17 protein-coding genes and 2 tRNA genes are annotated in these 20,188 nt (G+C 65.2%); 13 read left to right on the forward strand and 6 right to left on the reverse strand.

Going from position 1 to position 20,188, the window contains the following annotated elements:
* Positions 1-58: 58 nt before the first annotated feature.
* Genes gpt through fabI form a run of 3 tightly spaced genes read right to left on the reverse strand, consistent with a single transcriptional unit; the run spans position 59 to position 2,039 of the window.
* Positions 59-568, reverse strand: coding sequence for a xanthine phosphoribosyltransferase (gene gpt, locus CN97_RS15115; RefSeq protein WP_035713052.1), 510 nt, complete (start codon positions 566-568; stop codon positions 59-61).
* Positions 569-580: 12 nt separating this feature from the next.
* A complete protein-coding gene (locus CN97_RS15120) occupies positions 581-1,216 on the reverse strand; it encodes a LysE family translocator (RefSeq protein ID WP_035713054.1) in 636 nt (211 codons plus the stop codon).
* A gap of 1 nt (position 1,217) precedes the next feature.
* Positions 1,218-2,039: an enoyl-ACP reductase FabI gene (gene fabI / locus CN97_RS15125; protein WP_035713055.1), complete on the reverse strand. Its 822-nt coding sequence runs from the start codon at positions 2,037-2,039 to the stop codon at positions 1,218-1,220.
* 191 nt (positions 2,040-2,230) lie between these two features.
* Between fabI and pdxH the strand changes: the two genes are divergently transcribed.
* From pdxH to CN97_RS15155, 6 genes are all read left to right on the forward strand, one after another.
* Positions 2,231-2,836 carry a pyridoxamine 5'-phosphate oxidase gene (gene pdxH, locus CN97_RS15130; RefSeq protein WP_035713057.1) on the forward strand — a complete coding sequence of 202 codons (606 nt, stop codon included), beginning with the start codon at positions 2,231-2,233 and terminating at the stop codon, positions 2,834-2,836.
* Positions 2,837-2,980: 144 nt separating this feature from the next.
* Positions 2,981-3,523, forward strand: coding sequence for a cold-shock protein (locus tag CN97_RS15135; protein ID WP_035713058.1), 543 nt, complete (start codon positions 2,981-2,983; stop codon positions 3,521-3,523).
* 20 nt (positions 3,524-3,543) lie between these two features.
* On the forward strand, positions 3,544-3,990 hold the full coding sequence (locus CN97_RS15140) for a DUF192 domain-containing protein (protein ID WP_088217310.1): 447 nt from the start codon (positions 3,544-3,546) through the stop codon (positions 3,988-3,990).
* Between the two features lie 62 nt (positions 3,991-4,052).
* Positions 4,053-4,129: transfer RNA gene (locus CN97_RS15145), tRNA-Pro, on the forward strand.
* 828 nt (positions 4,130-4,957) lie between these two features.
* On the forward strand, positions 4,958-7,477 hold the full coding sequence (locus CN97_RS15150) for a cation:proton antiporter (protein WP_035713060.1): 2,520 nt from the start codon (positions 4,958-4,960) through the stop codon (positions 7,475-7,477).
* A gap of 324 nt (positions 7,478-7,801) precedes the next feature.
* Positions 7,802-10,549 carry a vitamin B12-dependent ribonucleotide reductase gene (locus CN97_RS15155; RefSeq protein WP_051911294.1) on the forward strand — a complete coding sequence of 916 codons (2,748 nt, stop codon included), beginning with the start codon at positions 7,802-7,804 and terminating at the stop codon, positions 10,547-10,549.
* Between the two features lie 30 nt (positions 10,550-10,579).
* Here the strand turns inward: CN97_RS15155 and CN97_RS15160 are convergent.
* Positions 10,580-10,667 (reverse strand) — tRNA-Ser (locus CN97_RS15160).
* 106 nt (positions 10,668-10,773) lie between these two features.
* On the opposite strand from CN97_RS15160, the gene CN97_RS15165 reads away from it, so the two are divergent.
* From CN97_RS15165 to CN97_RS15195, 7 genes are read left to right on the forward strand one after another with little or no spacing between them, the layout of a single operon-like run.
* Entirely contained in the window at positions 10,774-11,478 is a 705-nt protein-coding gene (locus CN97_RS15165; RefSeq protein WP_035713061.1) for an SPOR domain-containing protein, read from the forward strand.
* A gap of 26 nt (positions 11,479-11,504) precedes the next feature.
* Positions 11,505-12,677: a D-alanyl-D-alanine carboxypeptidase family protein gene (locus tag CN97_RS15170; RefSeq protein ID WP_035713063.1), complete on the forward strand. Its 1,173-nt coding sequence runs from the start codon at positions 11,505-11,507 to the stop codon at positions 12,675-12,677.
* A 42-nt stretch (positions 12,678-12,719) separates the two neighbouring features.
* Entirely contained in the window at positions 12,720-13,328 is a 609-nt protein-coding gene (gene tmk, locus CN97_RS15175) for a dTMP kinase (protein WP_035713065.1), read from the forward strand.
* Positions 13,325-14,422, forward strand: coding sequence for a DNA polymerase III subunit delta' (locus tag CN97_RS15180; RefSeq protein WP_035713067.1), 1,098 nt, complete (start codon positions 13,325-13,327; stop codon positions 14,420-14,422). Before tmk ends, CN97_RS15180 begins: the two co-directional genes overlap by 4 nt.
* Positions 14,423-14,429: 7 nt before the next feature.
* The gene (locus CN97_RS15185; protein WP_051911295.1) at positions 14,430-15,269 is read left to right on the forward strand and encodes a TatD family hydrolase; all 840 of its coding nucleotides are present in this window, start codon (positions 14,430-14,432) and stop codon (positions 15,267-15,269) included.
* Complete coding sequence (locus tag CN97_RS15190; RefSeq protein ID WP_035713068.1) at positions 15,266-16,066, forward strand: MBL fold metallo-hydrolase; 801 nt, start codon at positions 15,266-15,268, stop codon at positions 16,064-16,066. Before CN97_RS15185 ends, CN97_RS15190 begins: the two co-directional genes overlap by 4 nt.
* Positions 16,066-17,004 carry an AEC family transporter gene (locus CN97_RS15195; RefSeq protein ID WP_035713069.1) on the forward strand — a complete coding sequence of 313 codons (939 nt, stop codon included), beginning with the start codon at positions 16,066-16,068 and terminating at the stop codon, positions 17,002-17,004. Before CN97_RS15190 ends, CN97_RS15195 begins: the two co-directional genes overlap by 1 nt.
* 169 nt (positions 17,005-17,173) lie before the next feature.
* Here the strand turns inward: CN97_RS15195 and serA are convergent, their stop codons facing one another.
* Both serA and CN97_RS15205 read right to left on the reverse strand, forming a co-directional pair.
* Positions 17,174-18,769, reverse strand: coding sequence for a phosphoglycerate dehydrogenase (gene serA / locus CN97_RS15200; protein ID WP_035713071.1), 1,596 nt, complete (start codon positions 18,767-18,769; stop codon positions 17,174-17,176).
* A gap of 66 nt (positions 18,770-18,835) precedes the next feature.
* On the reverse strand, positions 18,836-19,990 hold the full coding sequence (locus CN97_RS15205) for a phosphoserine transaminase (protein ID WP_035713072.1): 1,155 nt from the start codon (positions 19,988-19,990) through the stop codon (positions 18,836-18,838).
* Positions 19,991-20,188 lie beyond the last annotated feature (198 nt).

A 20,188-nucleotide genomic window follows, 5' to 3' on the forward strand; every position in this document is an offset into this window, starting at 1 on the left:
GGCGGAGGAGGATGTAGAGCAAGCCGTCCGCCCTGCCAGTGGGCAGGCGCGCTTTCCGTCAATCCACGCCGCGATACGGCTGAACGTATTGCAGCGCCATGTCCCAGGGGAAGAAGATCCAGGTGTCCTGGCTGACTTCGGTGATGTAGCTGTCCACCATCGCGCGCCCCTTCGGCTTGGCATAGACGGTGGCGAAATGCGCTTTGGGGTAAAGCTTGCGGACAAGTTCCAGCGTCTTGCCGCTGTCCACCAGATCGTCGATGACGAGAATGCCGGTGCCGTCGCGCATCAGCTCCGCCTGCGGCGCCTTGATGACATGGGCATCCCCTTGCGATTGGTCGCTGTAGGATTTGACCGAAACGGTGTCGATCACCCGCACGTTGAGCTCGCGGGCGATGATCATGGCAGGCGCCATGCCGCCACGCGTGATTGCGACGATGGCGCGCCAGCCGCCCGCCTCCGACTCCGGTCCCTTGCCGTCGAGCCGCCATGCCAGTGCGCGCGCATCGCGGTGCAATTGGTCCCAGCTGACGTGAAATCCCTTTTCATGCGGCAGACGGTCGTTCATGGCGGCTCCCAATCAGGTGGCGGCGATCTTGATACCGAGGGCGGCAAGAAAGGCGCCGAAGGTGCGGTCGATCACGGGTTTCAGTCCGGCATAGCCGCGTTGCACGCGGTCCAGCGAGAAGATGCGGGCGACGAAGGCATTCCAGAGAGCTTCGTTCAGAAAAACAGCAATGAGCACGAGAGCCAGCGAAACGGCTGAGGCTCCGCGCGGGATCGTGCTCACAAAGACCGCGCCGAAGAACACGGCGGGTTTGGGATTGGCAAGCTGGGTCGCGAGGCCCAGCCACACCGCGGACAGCGGCGAACGTGGCCGCGCATCCCCGTCGGAAGCGGTTGCCGGCGTAATCTTCATATCTGCGGGATCGCCCGCATGCCGCCACATCTTGACGGCGAGCCAGATGAGATAGGCCGCTCCCCCGATCTTCAGCGCCCAGAGCAGGCTCGGCGCCAGCCGGAACAGCATCACCAGCCCGAAGAGCGCCGCCATCGCCCAGAACACCGCGCCCAGCCCCAGCCCGATCGCGAGCCATGCGCCCCGCCGCGCGCCCTCTGTCAGTCCCACACGCGCGGCCATCAGCACGGCCGGACCGGGAGAGATCGCGGCCAGCAGATGAACGAACCAGACCGCGAAGAACGCGGCGAGCGTCATGTCAGCTCTCCTTGTGACCTGCGGTCGCGTCGATATCCGGCGCGTCCACCGCTTTCATGCCGACGGCATGATAGCCTGCATCCACGTGCAGCGTCTCGCCTGTCGTGCCGGTTCCGAGATCAGAAAGAAGATACAGCGCTGCCTTGCCCACTTCTTCCTGCGTGACGTTGCGGCGCAGGGGCGAGTTCAGCTCGTTCCACTTCAGGATATAGCGGAAGTCGCCGATGCCGGAGGCCGCGAGCGTCTTGATCGGGCCGGCGGAGATCGCGTTCACGCGGATCGCGTCCTTGCCCAGGTCCTCGGCCATGTAGAGCACGGAGGCTTCCAGCGCCGCCTTGGCGATGCCCATGACGTTGTAATGCGGCATGACCTTTTCCGCGCCGTAGTAGGTCAGCGTGAGGCAGCTGCCGCCCTCCGTCATCAGTGCGGAAGCGCGCTTGACCGCCGAGGTGAAGGAGAACACGGAGATGTCCATCGTCATGCGGAAATTCTCCGCACTCGTATCGACATAGCGTCCGCGCAGTTCATTCTTGTCGGAAAAACCGATGGCATGGACGAGAAAGTCGATCTTGCCCCAGACCTTTTCCAGACGGGCAAAGAGCGCGTCCATGGAGGCTTCGTCCGCCCCGTCGCATTCGATGATCTCGGTCACGCCGATCTTCTGGGCCAGCGGCTGTACCCGCTTCAGAAGCTGTTCGCCCTGATAGGACAGCGCAATTTCCGCCCCTTGATCGGCCAGTGCCCTGGCAATACCCCAGGCGATGGATTTGTCATTGGCCAGGCCCATGATTAACCCGCGTTTGCCCGCCATAAGACCCGTCATCGCCCAATACTCCTTGCTTTGCTTCGATACCGAAGGTTAGCGGGCACCGGGCCCGATATCCCCGGACCTTTAGGCGATTGCCTTTTGGTCATCAAGAGTGGCAGGATGCGCGGCCCGACGATCCGCCGTGTTCGGAGGGATCGGAAAGCGGCGCTTGCGGCTTCGATGAAGGACGAGGGTTCAGTTCGGACATGACAGACAGAAACGGTATCTTCGCTGGGGAGGACCCCTTTGCCATTGCCCGCCGCTGGCTGGCGGAGGCGGAAGCGACGGAGCCGAACGACCCCAATGCCATCGCGCTCGCGACCGTGGATGGGGAGGGGATGCCAGATGTCAGGATGGTTCTGCTGAAGGAAATCGGCGCGGACCGCTTCACGTTCTATACCAATTACGGCTCCGCCAAGGCGCAGGAAATCGAGGTGACGGGCAAGGCCGCCTTCGTTCTGCACTGGAAAAGCCTGCGCCGGCAGGTGCGCGTGCGGGGGCACGTTGTCCGCAGTGACGGAGCCGCTGCAGATGCCTACTTCGCCTCGCGCTCGCTGCAATCGAGGCTCGGCGCATGGGCGTCGCAACAGTCCCGTCCGCTGGAAAGCCGGGGCACCCTGATGGCAGAGGTGGCCAAGATCACTGCCCGGCTCGGGCCACGCCCGCCCCGCCCGGAATTCTGGGGTGGGTACGACATATTCCCCTCGCAGATGGAATTCTGGGCCGACGGGGCTTTTCGCCTGCATGACCGTTATCGCTGGAAACGCCCGGCTATGGAGGACGAATGGGAAATACAGCGGTTGTATCCGTGAAACGCGTAACATCCGCGCCGCGAAGTGCCGGAACGCATAGTTTAACGGTAATTGTATCAACCCAGAAGATAATTCTCTTGAATTCAGATAGCACTTACCGTCCAACTTGCGCAAAAAACAGAAGACCTTGGGACGACTTCTGACATGACCGAAACGGACAAAGACGCCCGCCTCGTTCGAGGCTGGGTCAAGTGGTTCGATCCCGACAAGGGATTCGGCTTTGTCGTGTCTGAGGAAGGCGGTCCCGATATTCTGCTGCACGCCAATGTCCTGCGAAACTTCGGCCAGTCTTCCGTTGCGGATGGAGCCGGCATCCAGATCCTCTGCCAAGAAACCCCTCGGGGAATGCAGGCCGCGCAGGTGATGGATGTGTCGCCTCCCCCTCCGGTGCCGCTGCCGGTGCTGGAGGATCTGGCTTGTGCGCCGATGGAGGAGTTGCTCACCAGGCCATTGGAGCCTGCGCGGGTCAAATGGTTCGACAAGGCAAAAGGGTTTGGCTTTGCGAATGTATTCGGTCGGTCCGAGGATGTTTTCGTCCATATAGAGGTGCTGCGCCATTCCGGGCTGTCTGATCTTCAGGCGGGGGAAGCGGTCTGCCTTGGCGTGGTTGAAGGTCGGCGCGGGCGCATGGCGGTCCGCATCGCATCGTGGGAGGCGGCGTTGCATCAGAAAGCTGTCCCGGCGTGAAGTTCCTTCTGCTCGCGCTCATGCTGAGCGCCGCCGCCGGCTCTGTCGGGGCGGAGGTGGTCTGTCGCCCTGACACGGTGGAAATTCGCGGTCCGCGGGGAGAAACCCGCTTTTCCGTGGAGCTCGCCGATACTCCCGACAGCCGCGCCTACGGGTTGATGAACCGTGCGAGCCTGCCGAAGTCGAGCGGGATGCTCTTCATCTATGAGTATCCGCAGCATGTGTCCTTCTGGATGCGAAATACGCTGATCCCGCTGGACATGATCTTTCTCAATGCGCGGGGGGTCATCACGCGGATCCATGAAAATGCCCGCCCGCATGACGAAACGGCGATTGACGGCGGGGCTGGCGTGCTGGCCGTGTTGGAGATCAACGGCGGCCTTGCCCGGCGGCTCGGTCTTGTCGAAGGCGGTGTGCTGCGCCATCCCGCCTTCGGACCAGGCGGCGCGTGGCCCTGCGGAAGCTGAACCCGCTTTTTGCCAAAAGGCCCCTTTCCAAATTTCGCGCGCCTCTGTAGGAACCGTTCAGGCGGGGCGTGGCGCAGTCTGGTAGCGCGCTGGTTTTGGGTACCAGAGGCCGGAGGTTCGAATCCTCTCGCCCCGACCATAGGCGGGCTTATGTGCCGCCGGGCAATTCCATCCGATAACTGGGGCGCGAAGTAACCAATCGCTGGTCGTGGGCTGATTTCTTTCGGATCTCTGCCCGTTGGGCACGTTCGATTGCTCAATCGGGGGAAAGACTGCGCCACCCGTATTTTCGGCACCAGATCAGCGATTTCTGTGGAGATGCGCGTGCTCGCTGCGGCCATTCCGTGCCGTGCTGACAAGGCAAGTCGTCCAGGCAGTGATATTTCCCTTCGGTCTGGGAAACGCGTCGGGAGCTGGAGAAAGCAGGGAACCGGTTGCTGCGCGCCCTCCGCACGCAATGGCGTCAGCACCTTGCTGTGCCGCGTTGTGAGGCAGACAAACACCTTCGCGCCTTATCCGGCTGCTAGGTTCTCCGCGGTCATATGCGCCTTCTTGCTGCGTGACCGTTTGTAGCGCGGATGGGCGAACGCTGACGCCAGAGTCAGGCGCGTTCTGCCATCATAGCCCGAAGATGCCGACGGCCGGTGAGAGCGAGGGTGGACATGAAACCTTCGGGCAAGCCCCACTCATGCCGAAATGCATGATCCATGGTTCCTGACCCTGCGCACACGGTAACGCCTTTGCATTCGCGTGCCATGCGCGGCGTGAGCCTGCGCGCGATGGGCGTGCTTTTGCCGGCGGGACAGGGCGTCGCCGACGGCCTCACAACCATCTGAAATTCAGCCGTGATCGCTGCTTGTCTTTATCCGGGCCTTGGCGATAATCGCCCGCAAAAGCGGGCTGACCTGACTTCCTGCCGGTTGGGCGAACGGCGGCTCGCAGCCCCTCCCACACGCGGATCGAGCGGATGAACCTGATCGCCTTTCTCTCCGTGCTCGCGGGGCTTTTCGTCATCATCGCCTTCAGCGAGCCGCTCGCCGCGCGTTTGCGCATTTCCTATACCGTGGTTCTGGCAATGCTCGGCATCGCCATCGGCGCGGGGGCGAGCTTCCTGCTTTCCACCGATATCACGGATGCGCTGAACCCACTCGCTCTTTCCGTGTTGAGTTTGCCGATCACATCGGAGGCGTTTCTCTACATCTTCCTGCCGACGCTCATCTTTCAGGTATCGCTGACGCTCGATCTGCGGCGGATGATGGAGGATTGGGTGCCGATCACGGTCATGGCCATCGTGGCCGTGGTCGTCGCCACGTTCGTGATCGGCCTGTCGCTGGACCCGTTCACCTCGCAACCGCTGGTCGTCTGTCTGCTGGTCGGCGCCATCGTGGCCACGACCGATCCCTCGGCGGTGGTCGGCATCTTCCGCGACATCGGCGCCCCGGCCCGTCTTTCCCGGCTGGCGGAGGGCGAGAGCCTGATGAACGATGCCGCCGCCATCGCGCTGTTCAGCGTGTTCATCACCCAGATCTTGCCCTGGGCGCCGGAGGTCACCGTAGGTCATCAGGTGGTTCACTTCATCGTGCTTCTGGTCGCGGGTGCGCTGACAGGCTATGCGCTGGCGGTGATTGCCGTCGTCGCGATGGAACATCTGCGGTCCACACCGATGGCGATGATCTCGGTGTCGCTCGCGCTGCCTTACCTGACCTATATCCTCGCTGAACATGTGCTCCATGTCTCCGGTGTGATCGCAGTCGCGGCCGCCGGGATGACGGTGAACCTTCTTGGCCCTTCGCGGATGCCGCCGGGGCAGTGGCGGTATCTCACCGATACATGGGAACTACTCTCGCACTGGTCCGGCTCGCTGATCTTCATTCTGGCCGCGATTTTCGTGCCGCGGCTTCTGCACGATGTGAGCTGGCACGACGGGCTGCTGCTTCTGGTGCTGATCGTCGCGGCGACGGTGGCCCGCGCGCTGGTGCTGTTCGGGCTGCTCCCGCTGATGACACGGCTGCATTTGTCGCCCCCCGTCGCCCCGGCCTATCGCACGGTGATGCTCTGGGGCGGGCTGCGCGGGGCGGTCACCCTTGCACTGGCGCTCGCCGTGACGGAGCACGAGCTTGTGCCGGCGGAGGCCAAGCATACCGTAGCCGTGCTTGCCACCGGATTCGTGCTGTTCACCCTGCTCGTGCAGGGGACGACGCTCCGCTGGCTGATCGGGCGTCTGGGGCTCGACCGTCTGACGCCGATAGACGAGGCGCTCCGCGATCAGGTGGTGGCCGTGGCGCTGCAAACGGTGCGGGAGGAAGTTGCCGACCTGACCCAGCGACAGCACCTCACCCGGGAGATCGTCCGCTCGGAGGCCAAAAGCTTCGGCGCGCGGATCGACGGTGCCGTCAAGACAGCCGAGGCCGCGGACGAGATCCTGGGCCGTGACAGGCTGACGCTGAGTCTCGTCACACTCGCCAGCCGCGAGAAGGAAATCATTCTGGAGGCGTTTCGCGACAGGGAGGTGTCCTCGGCCCTCGTGGAGCGACTGCTGCTGGATGCTGACCGGCTGATCGAGGCCACCCGTGCCGGGGGCAGGGGAGCCTACCGGGCGCAGGCGCGCGCCAATCTCGCGCCCGGCCGAGCCTATCTGCTCGCCTTCCGGCTCCATCGGCAGCTCGCCATTTCGTTTCCGCTGGAGCGACTGATGGGCAGCCGGTTCGAGGTGCTGCTGAACACCCGCATGTTCCTGCGCGACCTGCATGACTTCGTGAATACCAAGATCCTGCGTATCCACGGACAGCGGATAACGGACATCCTCCACGAAGTCCTCTCGCGCCGGGAGGAGGATCTGGAGCGGGACATCGAGGGGTTGCGGCTGCAATATCCCGGCTTTTCGGAGGAGTTCGAGCGCCGTTTCATCAGAAGGGCGGCCCTGCGGTTCGAGGAGAGCGAGTACCAGACCGCCTATGTCGACGGGCTGATCGGCGCGGAGCTTTACGGCTCGCTGACGCGGGGTCTTGCCGATCGGCGGGTGGCCAATCAGGCGCGTCCCAAGCTTGACCTGTTGCTGCAGCGACAGGAATTCGTCAGCCAGATCCCGATGTTTCAGGGGCTGGAGCCGCAGACGCGTGCGCGCCTCGCGCGGGCATTGGTCAACATCTATGCAGAGCCGGGCGAAGTGATCGTTCACCGCGGCGATCCGGCAAATGCGGTGTATTTCATCGCTTCCGGCGCCGTGGAGCTTGACGGCGCCGCGCCGCAGAAGATCCGGCTGGGGAGGGGCGACATGTTCGGGGAGCTGGCGATCTTTGCCCGGCGTCCGCGCCGGACGGCACAGGTCCAGGCGATCACCCACTGCGCGCTGATGATGCTGAGCGAGCAGCACTTCCTCCATCTCGTCAGGGCGGAACCCGCCCTTCGGGCGCAGGTCGTGGCGCAGGCTTCGATCCATGGGATGGACGCCGGGAAGGTGGAGGCGATGCTCGACCGGCGGGGCTGATTCGCTTCTTCCGCTCCCCGGTTTCCCGCCGTGCCTGTGGATAACTCTGTGGGGAAGGCGGAGACGACTCGCCCCTAATTTTCCCAAAGCCGGTCAAGGCCATAAACCCGTGGAAAACCTGCGAAATCCGTTGACCGGCTGTCACCGCTTGGGCAATTTGTAGGCAAGAAGAAGGGGACCACTACATCTTGTGGTGGTCATGGAAGGCTCCACTAGCCGCGATCTGTGATGAACCTGCCTCGGCATCGCCGCAGGGGCAGATGGCGGAGCCATATCCACGGCGCGGGAGGCGGGGGATAACCGTTCGGCGATGGAGACGCAAGCATGAGGGTCGACAGGCAGTTCACGGTAGAAGGGCGCGACGTCTACGACCGCATCGCCTTTCGCGTGACCCGGTCCGAACAGCGACATCCATCGGGTGAAATCGTGTTCCGATGCCGAAAGCTCGAGGTGCCGGAGGGCTGGAGCCAGATCGCAGCGGACATCCTCGCGCAGCATTGCCTCCGCCGCAGCGGGGTGCCCGCCCGACTCCGCCGTGTGCCGGAGGAGGGTGTGCCGGAATTCCTGTGGCGCTCCGTCGCGGATGAGGTGGCCCTCTCCCGCCTGACCGAAGCGCGCCGCTTCACGGCAGAGACCTCCGCGCGGCAGATGTTCGACCGCCTCGCAGGAGCATGGGCCTATTGGGGCTGGAAGGCGGGGTACTTCACCGAAGAGGCAGACGCACGGGCCTATCATGACGAGATGCGGCACATGCTTGCTTTGCAGATGGCTGCACCCGACGCCGCCCAGTGCCGGCTGACCGGCCTGCATTGGGCCTACGGTATCCAGGAAGCAGGCCGCGATGGGTTCGCCCCGGATCTCGCCACCGGCGGGTTGCGCGCGACGGGTGCCTTGGAACGGCCCGAGGCTGCCGGATTGGCTATCCTCTCCATGCCGGAGCCGGAGGACGCCCCCGAGATGTGGTCGCGGGAGGCACGCCTTGTGCGCGCGGGTGTTGAGTATGGCGTCAACGTCGCCACGCTCCCTGTCGGTCCTGCGGGGATGATGGCACAGCTTGACGCCGGTGATCGGCTCGCCGGGCTTGTCCAGGAGCGGGGGCATCTCCGTCGCCCGGCGAGGCTGGCCGTCTGCGACGCCGATCACCCCGAGGCCGCCGAGTTCATCGCATGGAAGCCGGCCGCGGCCCACAAGCTCGCCAGCCTCACGGCAGGATCGCATCTGATCGCTGCACGGGTGAGCGATATCCGCCTCGCTCTGCGCCGGGGCGGGCGGGACATCGCCGGCAATCCTGCGTTGCAGGTGGCCATACGGGCAGCGAAACGTGCAATGGTGCCCGACAGCGTGATTCAACAGACACTTGCCGAGGCGGTGGAGGGCCGCGCCCCGCGCATTGCCACCTTCGAGACCGACTGGGACGGCAAGGCGGCTGCGACCATCCCCGGTGCGGGCACCGCGACGGCCATCCGGCTGTCGGACACCTTCCTGCGCGCGGCGACGCGTCCCGCTGCCCGAGCGGGCCGTGAGCGGCGGTTGCAGGACCGCCTTGCCCGCGCTGTCTGGGCCACGTCCGAGCCGGGGGTGCTGTTCGGGGATACGATCAATGGCTGGAACACCTGCGCGCAGGAGGCGATGATCGACGGCTCCTCCCCCGACGCTGCCTTCATGTTCCTGTCCGATACCGCCGCGATGCCCGCGACGCTGAACCTGCGGGCCTTCCTCGGGCCGGACGGATTCAAGACCGGCGGCTTCTCACATGCGGCGAGGCTCTGGGTGCTGACCCTCGATATCTCACTGCACATGATGCGGCGGGGCGATGCGCTGCTTGCCGCCCGCGCGCAGGAATACCGGCCGCTGGCGCTGGGACACGCCAATGCCGGCGGCCTCCTGATGGCCATGGGGGTCGGTTATGCCACGGAGGAGGGCCGCGCGCTGGTCGCGGCAATCACTGCGCTGATGACCGGAGCCGCCTATGCCGCCTCTGCCGAGCTCGCGGCGGAGAAGGGCGCATTCCCGGCATGGCCGCGGAACGCCCGGTCAATGCTTCGCGTGGTCGGGAACCATCATCACGCGGCAGTCGGAAAAGGTGTCTTTGAGGGGTTGGGTGTCCTGCCCCGCCCGCTGGATGCAGACCGATGCTTCCAGCCGGACATCGCGGCGCGCGCGCGCGACTGCTGGACCAGTGCGGTCGCAGCCGCGGCCGGGCATGGGTTCCGCCATGCGCAGGTGACAGCGCTCCGGCAGGATCCGGTTACGGACCACCTGCTGGATTGCGACACGGCCGGCATCGCTCCTGCAAGCGCGCTGATCCGCTGGGAGCCTTCTCCGGAAGGCCAGCCACGGCGCGTCCTCGCCCCCATGGTGGAGGAGGGTCTTGCGGCTCTTGGCTATACGCGGGTGGAAATCGCCGCGATCACCGCGCATGTCATCGGGCACGGCACTCTGGAAAACGCGCCCTCGATCAACCACACGAGCCTTCTGGGGCAGGGGCTGGGCGCGGGAGAGCTGGCGCGGGTGGAGGCGGCGCTCGCATCTGCCACGCATATCCGTTTCGCCCTGACGCCCTGGACGCTGGGGCTGGGCTTCTGCCGCGACGTGCTGGGGCTGCCGGCTGCGCAACTGGCGGATCCGGGTTTCGACCTGTTGGCTCATCTCGGTTTCACTCCCGAGCAGATCGCGGCGGCGACGGCTTACGTCTTCGGGGCAGGGACTTTGCAGGGCGCGCCCTTCCTGCGGGCTGCCCATCTGCACGCGTTCCACTGTCAGGCGTCGACCGGCGACGGCGACGTGGATGCGGCGTGTCAGATCCACATGATGGCCGAAGCGCAGCCCTTCGTTTCGGGCGGCATTGGTGGCGCTCTCCGCTTGCCGACCAGGGCTACGGCTTCCGACTGCCTCGAACTCCAGACGCTGGCCTGGTCGCTTGGGCTGAAGGGGATCATGCTCTCACGCGATGGTTCGCAACACGATCCCGCACTTGCCACCGTTCTCCAGGAGGCCGAGGATTCCCTCGCCCCGCCGGACGCCGCCCCAGCCGCGCGATCCCTGCTCGACCGCAACTTCCGCACCACGTGAACGCCCGCGCGCATGCCGTTTGCCAAGGAATGGCGGAAGAGGTGGGATTCGAACCCACGGATGGTTGCCCATCGCCGGTTTTCAAGACCGGTGCCTTAAACCGCTCGGCCACTCTTCCGTCGGTGGGCGGATAACGGGTGGCGGGCGATTCGGAAAGATAAATGGTGCGTTGCCGGAACTTGCGCTAGCGATCGTTGAGGGATGGCCGGTAAGCGGGAGAGCGGATGAGACGTGCTGTGGCAGGTGTTCTGGCCGCAATGACGCTTGTGGCCTGTGGCATGGAACCCGTCGTGCCGGTTCCCACGGTGAAGGAGCAGGCGGAGCCGCGGCCGGATGAACGGCCCGCGCCGGAGATGCTGCGCCTTTCCGGGACCGCGGTCTGGGATGGGCGCCCGACCCTCGGCGGCCTGTGGATCGCGCGTCCCGGCGCCGAGAGCCACCGGGTGCTGGTCGAGACGCGGAGCGGCAGTGCCGCAGCCATGCTCCTCCCCAACATGTCCGGGGATCGGCGCTTCCAGCTTTCCTCCGACCTCGCGGGGGTGCTGGGGGTGACCGCGGGCCGGGAGATGCGGGTGCGGGTGACGGCGCTTGTCACGGCTGATACCGGGGTCGCCGCGATCTCTGGCCCGTCATCGGCGACCGCTCCTGCCGTGATTTCCCCGGGGACGGCGAACGAGGAGCGATCTGGCCCGCCTGGAGCCGGTGGACGGCAGGCTATTCAGGTTGCTGTCTTCGGGGAGGAGGCGAATGCACGCGCCGCACGCGAGAAGCTGGCGGAGGCCGGACTTCGGGCGGACATTCGGGCTTCCGGCGCTGTCTGGCGGGTCACGATTCCGCTTGCCGGGGCCGCAGGGGATGGCGCTCCGGGCGAAGTTCTCGCAAAAGTGAAGCGGCTCGGGTTTGCCGATGCCTACGCTGTCGCCCTATGAGGCCACCCGGATCTGGATGGAGAGCCATGTTCAAACCTTTCGCCCCCCTCGCGCTCGTGGCTTTCGCAGCCCTTCCCATCCCTGCCTCGGCGTTCGAGACGCGCGCGGGATCGGCCTATGTGGTCGATTTCAAGACAGGCACCGTTCTCATGGACAAGAACGCGGAGGTTTCGTTGCCTCCCGCCTCCATGTCCAAGCTCATGACCCTCAACATGCTGTTCGAGGCGTTGCGGGATGGGCGGGTGACGATGGACACCACCTTCGCCGTCTCCTCCAAGGCGCGGGCCATGGGTGGGTCCACCATGTTCCTCAACGAACGTGACCGCCCGACGGTGGAACAGCTCATCAAGGGGATCATCGTGCTGTCTGGCAATGATGCCTGCGTCGTGGTGGCGGAGGGTCTCGCCGGCTCGGAGGAGGCTTTCGCCCGCCAGATGACGGAACGTGGCCGGGCCATCGGTCTCGAAGCCTCGCATTTCTCCAACGCCTCCGGCTGGCCCGACCCGCAGCAACGGATGACGATGAAGGATCTCACGACGCTCGGCGTGCATCTGATCCGCGAATTTCCCGAGTACTACCATTACTTCGCGATCACCGAGTTTCCCTTCGACAACCGCGCACCGGCCAACCGGCACAACCGCAATCCGATCCTGAGCCTCGGCATCGGGGCGGACGGTCTGAAGACCGGCCACACGCAGGAATCGGGCTACGGTCTCGTCGGTTCCGCGCTGCAGGGGGACAGGCGTGTCGTGTTCACGCTGACCGGGATGGCGACGGAAGCGGAGCGGCGGGAGGAGTCGGAAAGCGTCGTGAACTGGGCCTTCCGCAACTTTGTCGAAAAGACGGTTGCGCGGAAGGGCGAGATCGTCGGAGAGGCGGATGTCTGGATGGGCGGGACACCCAAGGTCGGCCTGACGGTGGCCGAAGATCTTCAGCTCCTGGTGCCGGCGCTGGTTCAGGGGCAGATGTCGGCGGAAGCCATCTATGCCGCGCCGCTCAAGGCACCGCTCGCAGCCGGCCAGCAGGTCGGCGAACTGGTCATCCGTATGCCTGACATGGAGCCGCGGCGTGTCCCACTCGTCACCGCGACGGCAGTGGCGGAGGGCGGCTTCGGCACGCGGCTCTTGACGGCAGCGCGTGTGCTGGTGCACCGCATGACGGGAGCGGAGAGCGCCCCCGCCGGTGGGGCGAAGTTCTGAGCGGATCCCGGCCGCTTCCCGCCGAACCGGGCGGAGGGGCGCGTGTTCATCAGCTTTGAAGGCATAGACGGGTCGGGCAAAAGCACTCAGGCCCGTCGACTGGCAGCAGCCCTTGCAACGGAGGGGCAGGAGATTCTGCTCACGCGGGAGCCGGGGGGATCGCGCGGCGCAGAGGAGATCCGGCGTCTCGTTCTTGAGGGGGAGCCGGATCGCTGGTCGCCGGAAACGGAGCTTCTGCTCTTTACCGCGGCTCGCCGGGATCACCTGGAACGCACGATCCGTCCCGCGCTCGCGGCAGGGCAATGGGTCGTCTGCGATCGCTTCGCCGATTCCACCCGCGTCTATCAGGGCGTTAGCCGGGGAGATCTGCGGGCCATGGTGGACCGTCTGCACGACCTGATGATCGGGGTGGAACCGGACCTGACCTTCATCATCGACATCGACGCCGAAACCGGCCTCTCCCGCGCCCGCGCCCGACCTGGCGCGGAGCAGCGGTTCGAGGATTTCGGTCTTCCGCTTCAGGCGCGGATGCGGGAGGGGTTTCTGGCGCTGGCGCGCGAGTTTCCCGGCCGTTGCCGTGTGATAGATGGCAGTGGTGATGAGGACGCCGTGGCGGCCCGCGTACGCGCGGCGCTGGGTGCGGCGGAATGAGCGACGATCTTCCTGAATCCGACCGGCTGGAAGGCGTACCCCATCCCCGTGAAACGCAACGTCTTTACGGTCAGGAAGCGTCGGAGGGAGCCTTCCTCGACGCGGTGGAGACCGGACGGCTGCATCACGGCTGGCTTCTCACCGGCCCGCGCGGCATCGGCAAGGCCACGCTGGCGTGGCGGATCGCGCGCTACCTGCTTCACCCTCCCGAGCCCGGGATGTTCGGTGCGACCCTCGATCCGCCGCAGGACGATGCTCTGGCCCATCGCCTGCGGGCATTGAGCGAGCCGCGCCTCCTGCTGATCCGCAGACCCTATGACGAAAAGGCGGGCCGCTTCAGGGCAGAAATACCGGTGGACGAAGTGCGCCGCCTGCGCGGTTTCTTCGGCCTCTCGGCGGCGGAGGGCGGTCGCCGCGTGGTGATTGTGGATACGGCCGACGAGATGAACCCCAATGCCGCGAACGCGCTGCTGAAGGTGCTGGAGGAGCCGCCGGAGGGGGCGGTGCTTCTGCTGGTGAGCCATCAGCCCTCCCGTTTGCTGCCGACCATCCGGTCCCGCTGCCGTGAGCTGCGGCTCCGCCCGCTGGATCAGGCCGACCTGTCCCGGGCCCTGGATGGCGCGGGCGTGAGTGGGGAGGGGGCGGCGCTGGCCGCGCTTTCCGGCGGATCCGTGGGCGATGCAGTGCGCCTTGGGACAGGGGGAGGCGCCGAGCTTTACGGCCAGATCCTCGCGCTCATGGCAAAGGCGCCGGGCATCGACAGGCAGGCTGCCCTGTCGCTGGCGGAACGTGGGGCGGGCCGGGGGAACGAGGCGGCCTTCGATCTGATCCTCACGCTGCTCGACCTGTTTCTGGCCCGCCTCGCCCGGACGGGCGTCGCGGGACCGCCTGAACTGGAGGCCCTGCCGGGGGAAGGGGCGCTGCTCGGGCGGCTTTCCCCGGACCTCGCGGCCGCCCGCCTCTGGGCCCGGGTCCAGGAGACGGCAGGCGCCCGCGCGCGACAGGGGCGGGCGGTGAACCTTGACCCTGCCACGCTTCTCCTTGATATGGTTCTGACACTGGACGAGACGGCGGCGGCAGTGGCCGCCCGTTGAGGCACCGATGACCGATCATTCCTCCCCTTCCGCTTCCCCCGCCGACGCGGTTCCCGAAATCGTTGACAGCCACTGTCATCTCGACTTTCCCGACTTTCAGGGGGAGCTGGACGATGTGGTGGCCCGTGCCCGTGCAGCTGGCGTGACGCGGATGGTCACGATCTGCACGCGGATGGGCAGCTTGCCCACCGTCCGTCGCATCGCAGGGCGCTTCGATGGCGTGTTCTATGCGGCGGGTCTCCATCCGATGTCGGTGGCGGAGGAGCCGCCGGTGACGCTGGCGGAGCTTCTGGCGCTGTCGGAGGATACGCTATGCGTGGGGATCGGCGAAACCGGGCTCGACTATCACTACTCCGCCGACAGTGCGCAGGCGCAGGCGCTGAGCCTCCGGCTCCATATCGACGCCGCGCGGCGGACGGGCCTGCCGCTCATCATCCACTCCCGGGATGCCGATGCCGACATGGCGCGTATCCTGACGGAGGAACATGCAAGGGGCGCCTTCACCGGCGTCATGCATTGCTTCACCTCCTCCGCCGAGCTGGCGGAAGCGGCGCTGGCCATCGGTTTCTATCTTTCGATGTCTGGGATCACCGCCTTTCCGAAATCCGGTGATCTGCGCGATATCTTCGCCGCCGCTCCTCGGGAACGCATATTGGTCGAAACGGATTCGCCCTATCTTGCTCCGCCGCCCCACCGGGGCCGCCGCAACGAACCGGCCTATACCGCTTTCACGGCGCGCAAGGGGGCGGAGACGCTGGGCATGGACTATGCCGATTTCGCGCGCCTGACCTCCGATAACTTCGACCGCCTCTTCCCCCGCGCGGCGCGAAAGGCGGATGCGGCATGACGGGGCGGATCAGCTATACCGTTCTGGGCTGCGGATCCTCTGCCGGGGTGCCGCGCCTGGGCGGCCATTGGGGGGAATGCGACCCGGCCAACCCGAAGAACGCACGGCTCCGCTGTGCGTTGCTCGTCACGCGCGAGACGCCGGAAGGTATCACACGCGTGCTTGTGGACACCGGGCCGGATCTGCGCACTCAGCTTCTCCGCGCCGGGGTGGGGGAGCTTGACGGCGTTGTCTATACCCATGCGCATGCCGACCATGTTCATGGGATCGACGATCTGCGGCAGGTGGTGTTCAACATCCGCCGCAGGCTCGACGTCTGGGCGGACGAGCCGACGTCGGAGGCGCTGCTGCACCGGTTCGACTATGTCTTTGTGCAGCCGCCCGGTTCCTCCTATCCGCCGATCCTGAACCTCCAGCCGATCACCGGCGCATTCGAGGTCACGGGTGCAGGGGGCACGATCCCGTTCGTGCCTTTCCGCGCGAACCACGGCAGCATCGACGCCCTGGGCTTCCGTATCGGGGACGTGGCCTACCTTCCCGACGCGCTTGAACTGACCGACGATGCCTGGCCCGTGCTTTCCGGGCTGGACTGCTGGATCGTGGGCGCGCTCCGGCGCAAGCCGCATCCGACCCATGCCCATCTGGAGCGTACGCTGGGCTGGATCACGCGCGCCGCCCCGCGGGAGGCCGTGATCACCAACATGCACATCGACCTGGACTACGACGACGTGATGGCCGAGACGCCGGACAACGTCGTGCCGGCTTATGACGGGCTGACCCTGAGCTACGATCTCTGATGCAGGCTTTGGTCGATGTCATCCTCCCGGTCTTTCTGGTCATCGGCTTTGGTTACTTCATCGCATGGCGGGGGTTGTTCACAGACCAGATGGTCGATGCGCTGATGCGCTTCACGCAGAATTTCGCGATTCCCTTCGTGCTGTTCCGCGGTATCGCCACGCTCGACCTCGGTCAGAACTTCGATATCCGGCTGTTGGCGAGCTTCTTCATCCCGGCGATCCTGTGCTTTCTGATCGGGGCCGGGGCCACGCGCTATGCCTTCAAGCGGCCGCCGGAGGATTGCGTGGCGGTTGGCTTCTGCTGCATGTTCTCCAACTCCCTGCTGCTCGGCATTCCCATCGCGGAACGCGCCTTCGGGCCGGAGGGGCTGGCGGGCAATTACCTCATCATCGCGTTCCACTCGCCCATTCTCTACGGCCTCGGCATCACGATGATGGAAGTGATCCGCAGCCGTCATGCCGCGAAAAGTCCCGCGCGGGTGGCGGTGCAGGTGCTGAATGCGATGTTCCACAATCCGCTCGTGATGGGCGTAACCACCGGCCTTGTCGTGAATCTCACCGGTCTGCAGTTGCCCGGGCCGCTGTGGGGCGCGGTCAACATGATGGCGCAGGCAGCGCTGCCCGCGGCGCTTTTCGGTCTGGGCGGTGTGCTGTTCCGCTACCGGCCGGAGGGGGACATGAAGCTCATCCTGCTGATCTGCTTCCTGTCCCTGATCGGGCATCCCGCGATGGTCTGGCTTATGGGCAAGGCATTCGGTCTTCCGTTCGACGGGTTCCGCTCTGCCGTGCAGACAGCGACAATGGCGCCGGGTGCGAATGCTTATCTGTTTGCCAACATGTATGGCGCTGCCAAGCGCGTGGCTGCCTCCTCCGTCCTGCTTGGAACGGCGGCCTCCATGCTCACGATCTGGGTCTGGCTGAAGCTTCTGGGCGGTTGAGGCCCGGGCGGCGCGCACGCTCGTCGAGCAGGACAGTAGTGTTGCCTCCTCCCGAGGGCCCTCGCGATGAAGGGTCCGAAGTTTCCCTTTCAGCTCTCACATGTCCCGCCCACGTCATGAAAAAGCCGCGCTCGGGGGCGCGGCTTTTTCATCTTGCATCGCGGCAGGTTCAGGCGGCCGCGAATTCCAGCGGGCGAACCTGCTTGAACAGCCCGGTGTCCCGCAGCGCGTCCAGCGTCGGGCCATCCAGAGGCTCGTCCAGATAGAGGATGGCGATCGCATCCTTGCCGACAGACGAGCGGCCCAGCGTGAAGTTCGCGATGTTCACACCATGCTGGCCAAGCGTGGTGCCGAGCGCACCGATGATGCCGGGCACATCGTTGTTGGTTGTGTAGAGCATGTGCTCCCCCACTTCCGCGTCGATGTTGATGCCTTTGACCTGAATGAACCGCGGCTTGCCGTCGGAGAACACGGTGCCCGCGATGGAGCGTTCGCGCGTCTCCGTCACCATCGTCACCTTGATATAGGCATCGAACGTGCCGGATTTCTCCTGGCTGGTGGTGGAGACCTGAATTCCCCGTTCCTTAGCGATGATCGGAGCGGAGACCATGTTGACGTCCGGATTGCTCGCCTTCATCACACCCGCGATCACCGAGGCGTTCAGCGCGGCGAGGTTCATCTTCGCCACGGTGCCATCGTAGAGCACGTTGATCGCCTTGATCGGCTCATCCGTCATCTGCCCGACAAAGGCGCCCAGATGCCCCGCCAGTTTCAGCCACGGTCCCATCACGGCGGCTTCCTCAGCGGTGACGGACGGCATGTTGAGCGCGTTCGACACGGCGCCGGTCAGCAGGTAGTCCGACATCTGTTCGGCCACCTGCAGCGCCACGTTCTCCTGCGCTTCCGTGGTGGACGCGCCGAGGTGCGGCGTGACCACGACGTTCGGCAGGCCGAAGAGCGGGCTTTCCTTGGCCGGCTCCACCTCGAACACGTCGAAGGCGGCTCCCGCGACATGGCCGGATTTCAGCGCTTCGGCCAGAGCGGCTTCATCCACCAGTCCGCCGCGGGCGCAGTTGATGATCCTCACGCCGGGCTTCGTCTTGGCGATGTTCTCGGCGTTCAGGATGCCCTTGGTCTTGTCGGTCAGCGGCACGTGCAGCGTGATGAAATCGGCTTTCGCCAGCAGTTCGTCCAGCTCGACCTTGGTCACGCCCGTCTGCTTGGCGCGTTCTTCGGACAGGAAGGGGTCGTAGGCCACGACCTTCATCTTGAGCCCGAGCGCCCGGTCACAGACGATGCCGCCGATATTGCCCGCGCCGATCACGCCGAGCGTCTTGTTGAACAGCTCGACACCCATGAAACGGGATTTCTCCCATTTCCCGGAATGGGTGGATTCGGAGGCTTCGGGAAGCTGGCGGGCAACCGCGAACATCATCGCGATCGCATGTTCGGCGGTGGTGATGGAGTTGCCGAATGGCGTGTTCATCACGATGATGCCGCGCTTGGAGGCGGCCGGGATGTCCACGTTGTCCACGCCGATCCCGGCGCGGCCGATGACCTTCAGGTTGGTGGCCTTCTCCAGCAGTTTCTCCGTGGCCTTGGTGGCGGAGCGGATGGCGAGGCCATCATACTTGCCGATGATCTCGGCCAGCGCGTCCTTGTCCTTGCCGATCTTCGGCAGGTAATCCACCTCGACGCCGCGGTCGCGGAAAATCTGGACGGCGGTTTCGGAAAGCTCGTCGGAAACCAGAACTTTGGGTGCCATTTCAGGCTCCTTGAATGGAGGGGTTGGCCCCCGCGTCAGCAGGGGCGGTCTCGCAAGGGACAGGGATCAGGCGGCGACGGCCTGAGCTTCGATCTCGGCCTCGAAGGCCCATTCGATCCAGGGCAGCAGCGCTTCCACGTCGGAGGTTTCCACGGTGGAGCCGCACCAGATGCGCAGGCCGGGAGGAGCGTCGCGGTAGGCACCGGCGTCCAGCGCTACGCCTTCCTTCTCCAGCCGCTTGGCGACGGCCTTGGCGAAGGCGGCAGCATCCTTGATCCGCGGGTCGGTGAACTTCAGGCAGACGGAGGTGCAGGAAGCCGTGGCCGGATCGGCGGCGAGGTTGGCGATCCAGTCCTTGGTCGCTACGAAGTCGTTCAGTGCCTTGGCATTGGCTTCCGCCCGCGCGATCAGCGCCTTCTGCCCGCCAAGCGCCTTCGCCCATTTCAGCGCGACGAGGTAGTCCTCCACGCAGAGCATGGAAGGTGTGTTGATCGTCTCGCCGACGAAGATACCTTCGATCAGCTTGCCGCCCTTGGTCATGCGGAAGATCTTGGGCAGCGGCCAGGCAGGCGCATAGCTTTCCAGCCGCTCCACCGCACGGGGCGACAGGATCAGGACGCCATGCCCGCCCTCACCGCCCAGCACCTTCTGCCAGGAGAAGGTCACGACATCGAGCTTGTCCCACGGCAAGTCCATGGCGAAAGCCGCCGAGGTCGCGTCGCAGATGGTCAGGCCCTGACGGTCGGCAGGGATCGCATTGCCGTTCGGCAGACGCACGCCGGAGGTGGTGCCGTTCCAGGTGAAGACGACATCCTTGTCGAAGTCCACTGTGGCGAAATCGACGATCTCGCCATAGCCGGCCTTCTTCACCGTCGCATCGATCTTCAGCTGCTTCACCACATCGGTGACCCAGCCTTCGCCGAAGCTTTCCCAGGCAAGCATTTCCACCGGGCGCTGGCCCAGCAGGCTCCACAGCGCCATTTCCACGGCGCCGGTGTCGGAGGCGGGCACGATGCCGATGCGGTAGTCCGCCGGCACGTTCAGAATTTCACGGGTGAGGTCGATCGCCTCTTTGAGCTTCGCCTTGCCGACGGCAGCACGGTGCGAGCGGCCAAGCGGCGCGTCGGACAGCATGTCGAGGGTGAAGCCGGGGATCTTGGCGCAGGGGCCAGAAGAAAAACGCGGATTAGCCGGGCGTTGAGCCGGAGCGGAGATCGCCATCGCTGGTATCCTTACAGATAATCGCCTCTCGTTGGGGAGAGGTGTCCCGCTGATGCGGATACGCCGCGTCATCTCGAAAATCAAGCGGAGACTGCGGCGGATTGGCACATTCTGTTATTCTCTCTCGCGAGAGAGGAAAATCGCCAACCCTTTGGCAATATCTCGCAAGTAGCTGATTACAATGAAATATCATTTGTG

Source organism: Haematobacter massiliensis (genome assembly GCF_000740795.1).
GTDB classification, from domain to species: domain Bacteria; phylum Pseudomonadota; class Alphaproteobacteria; order Rhodobacterales; family Rhodobacteraceae; genus Haematobacter; species Haematobacter massiliensis.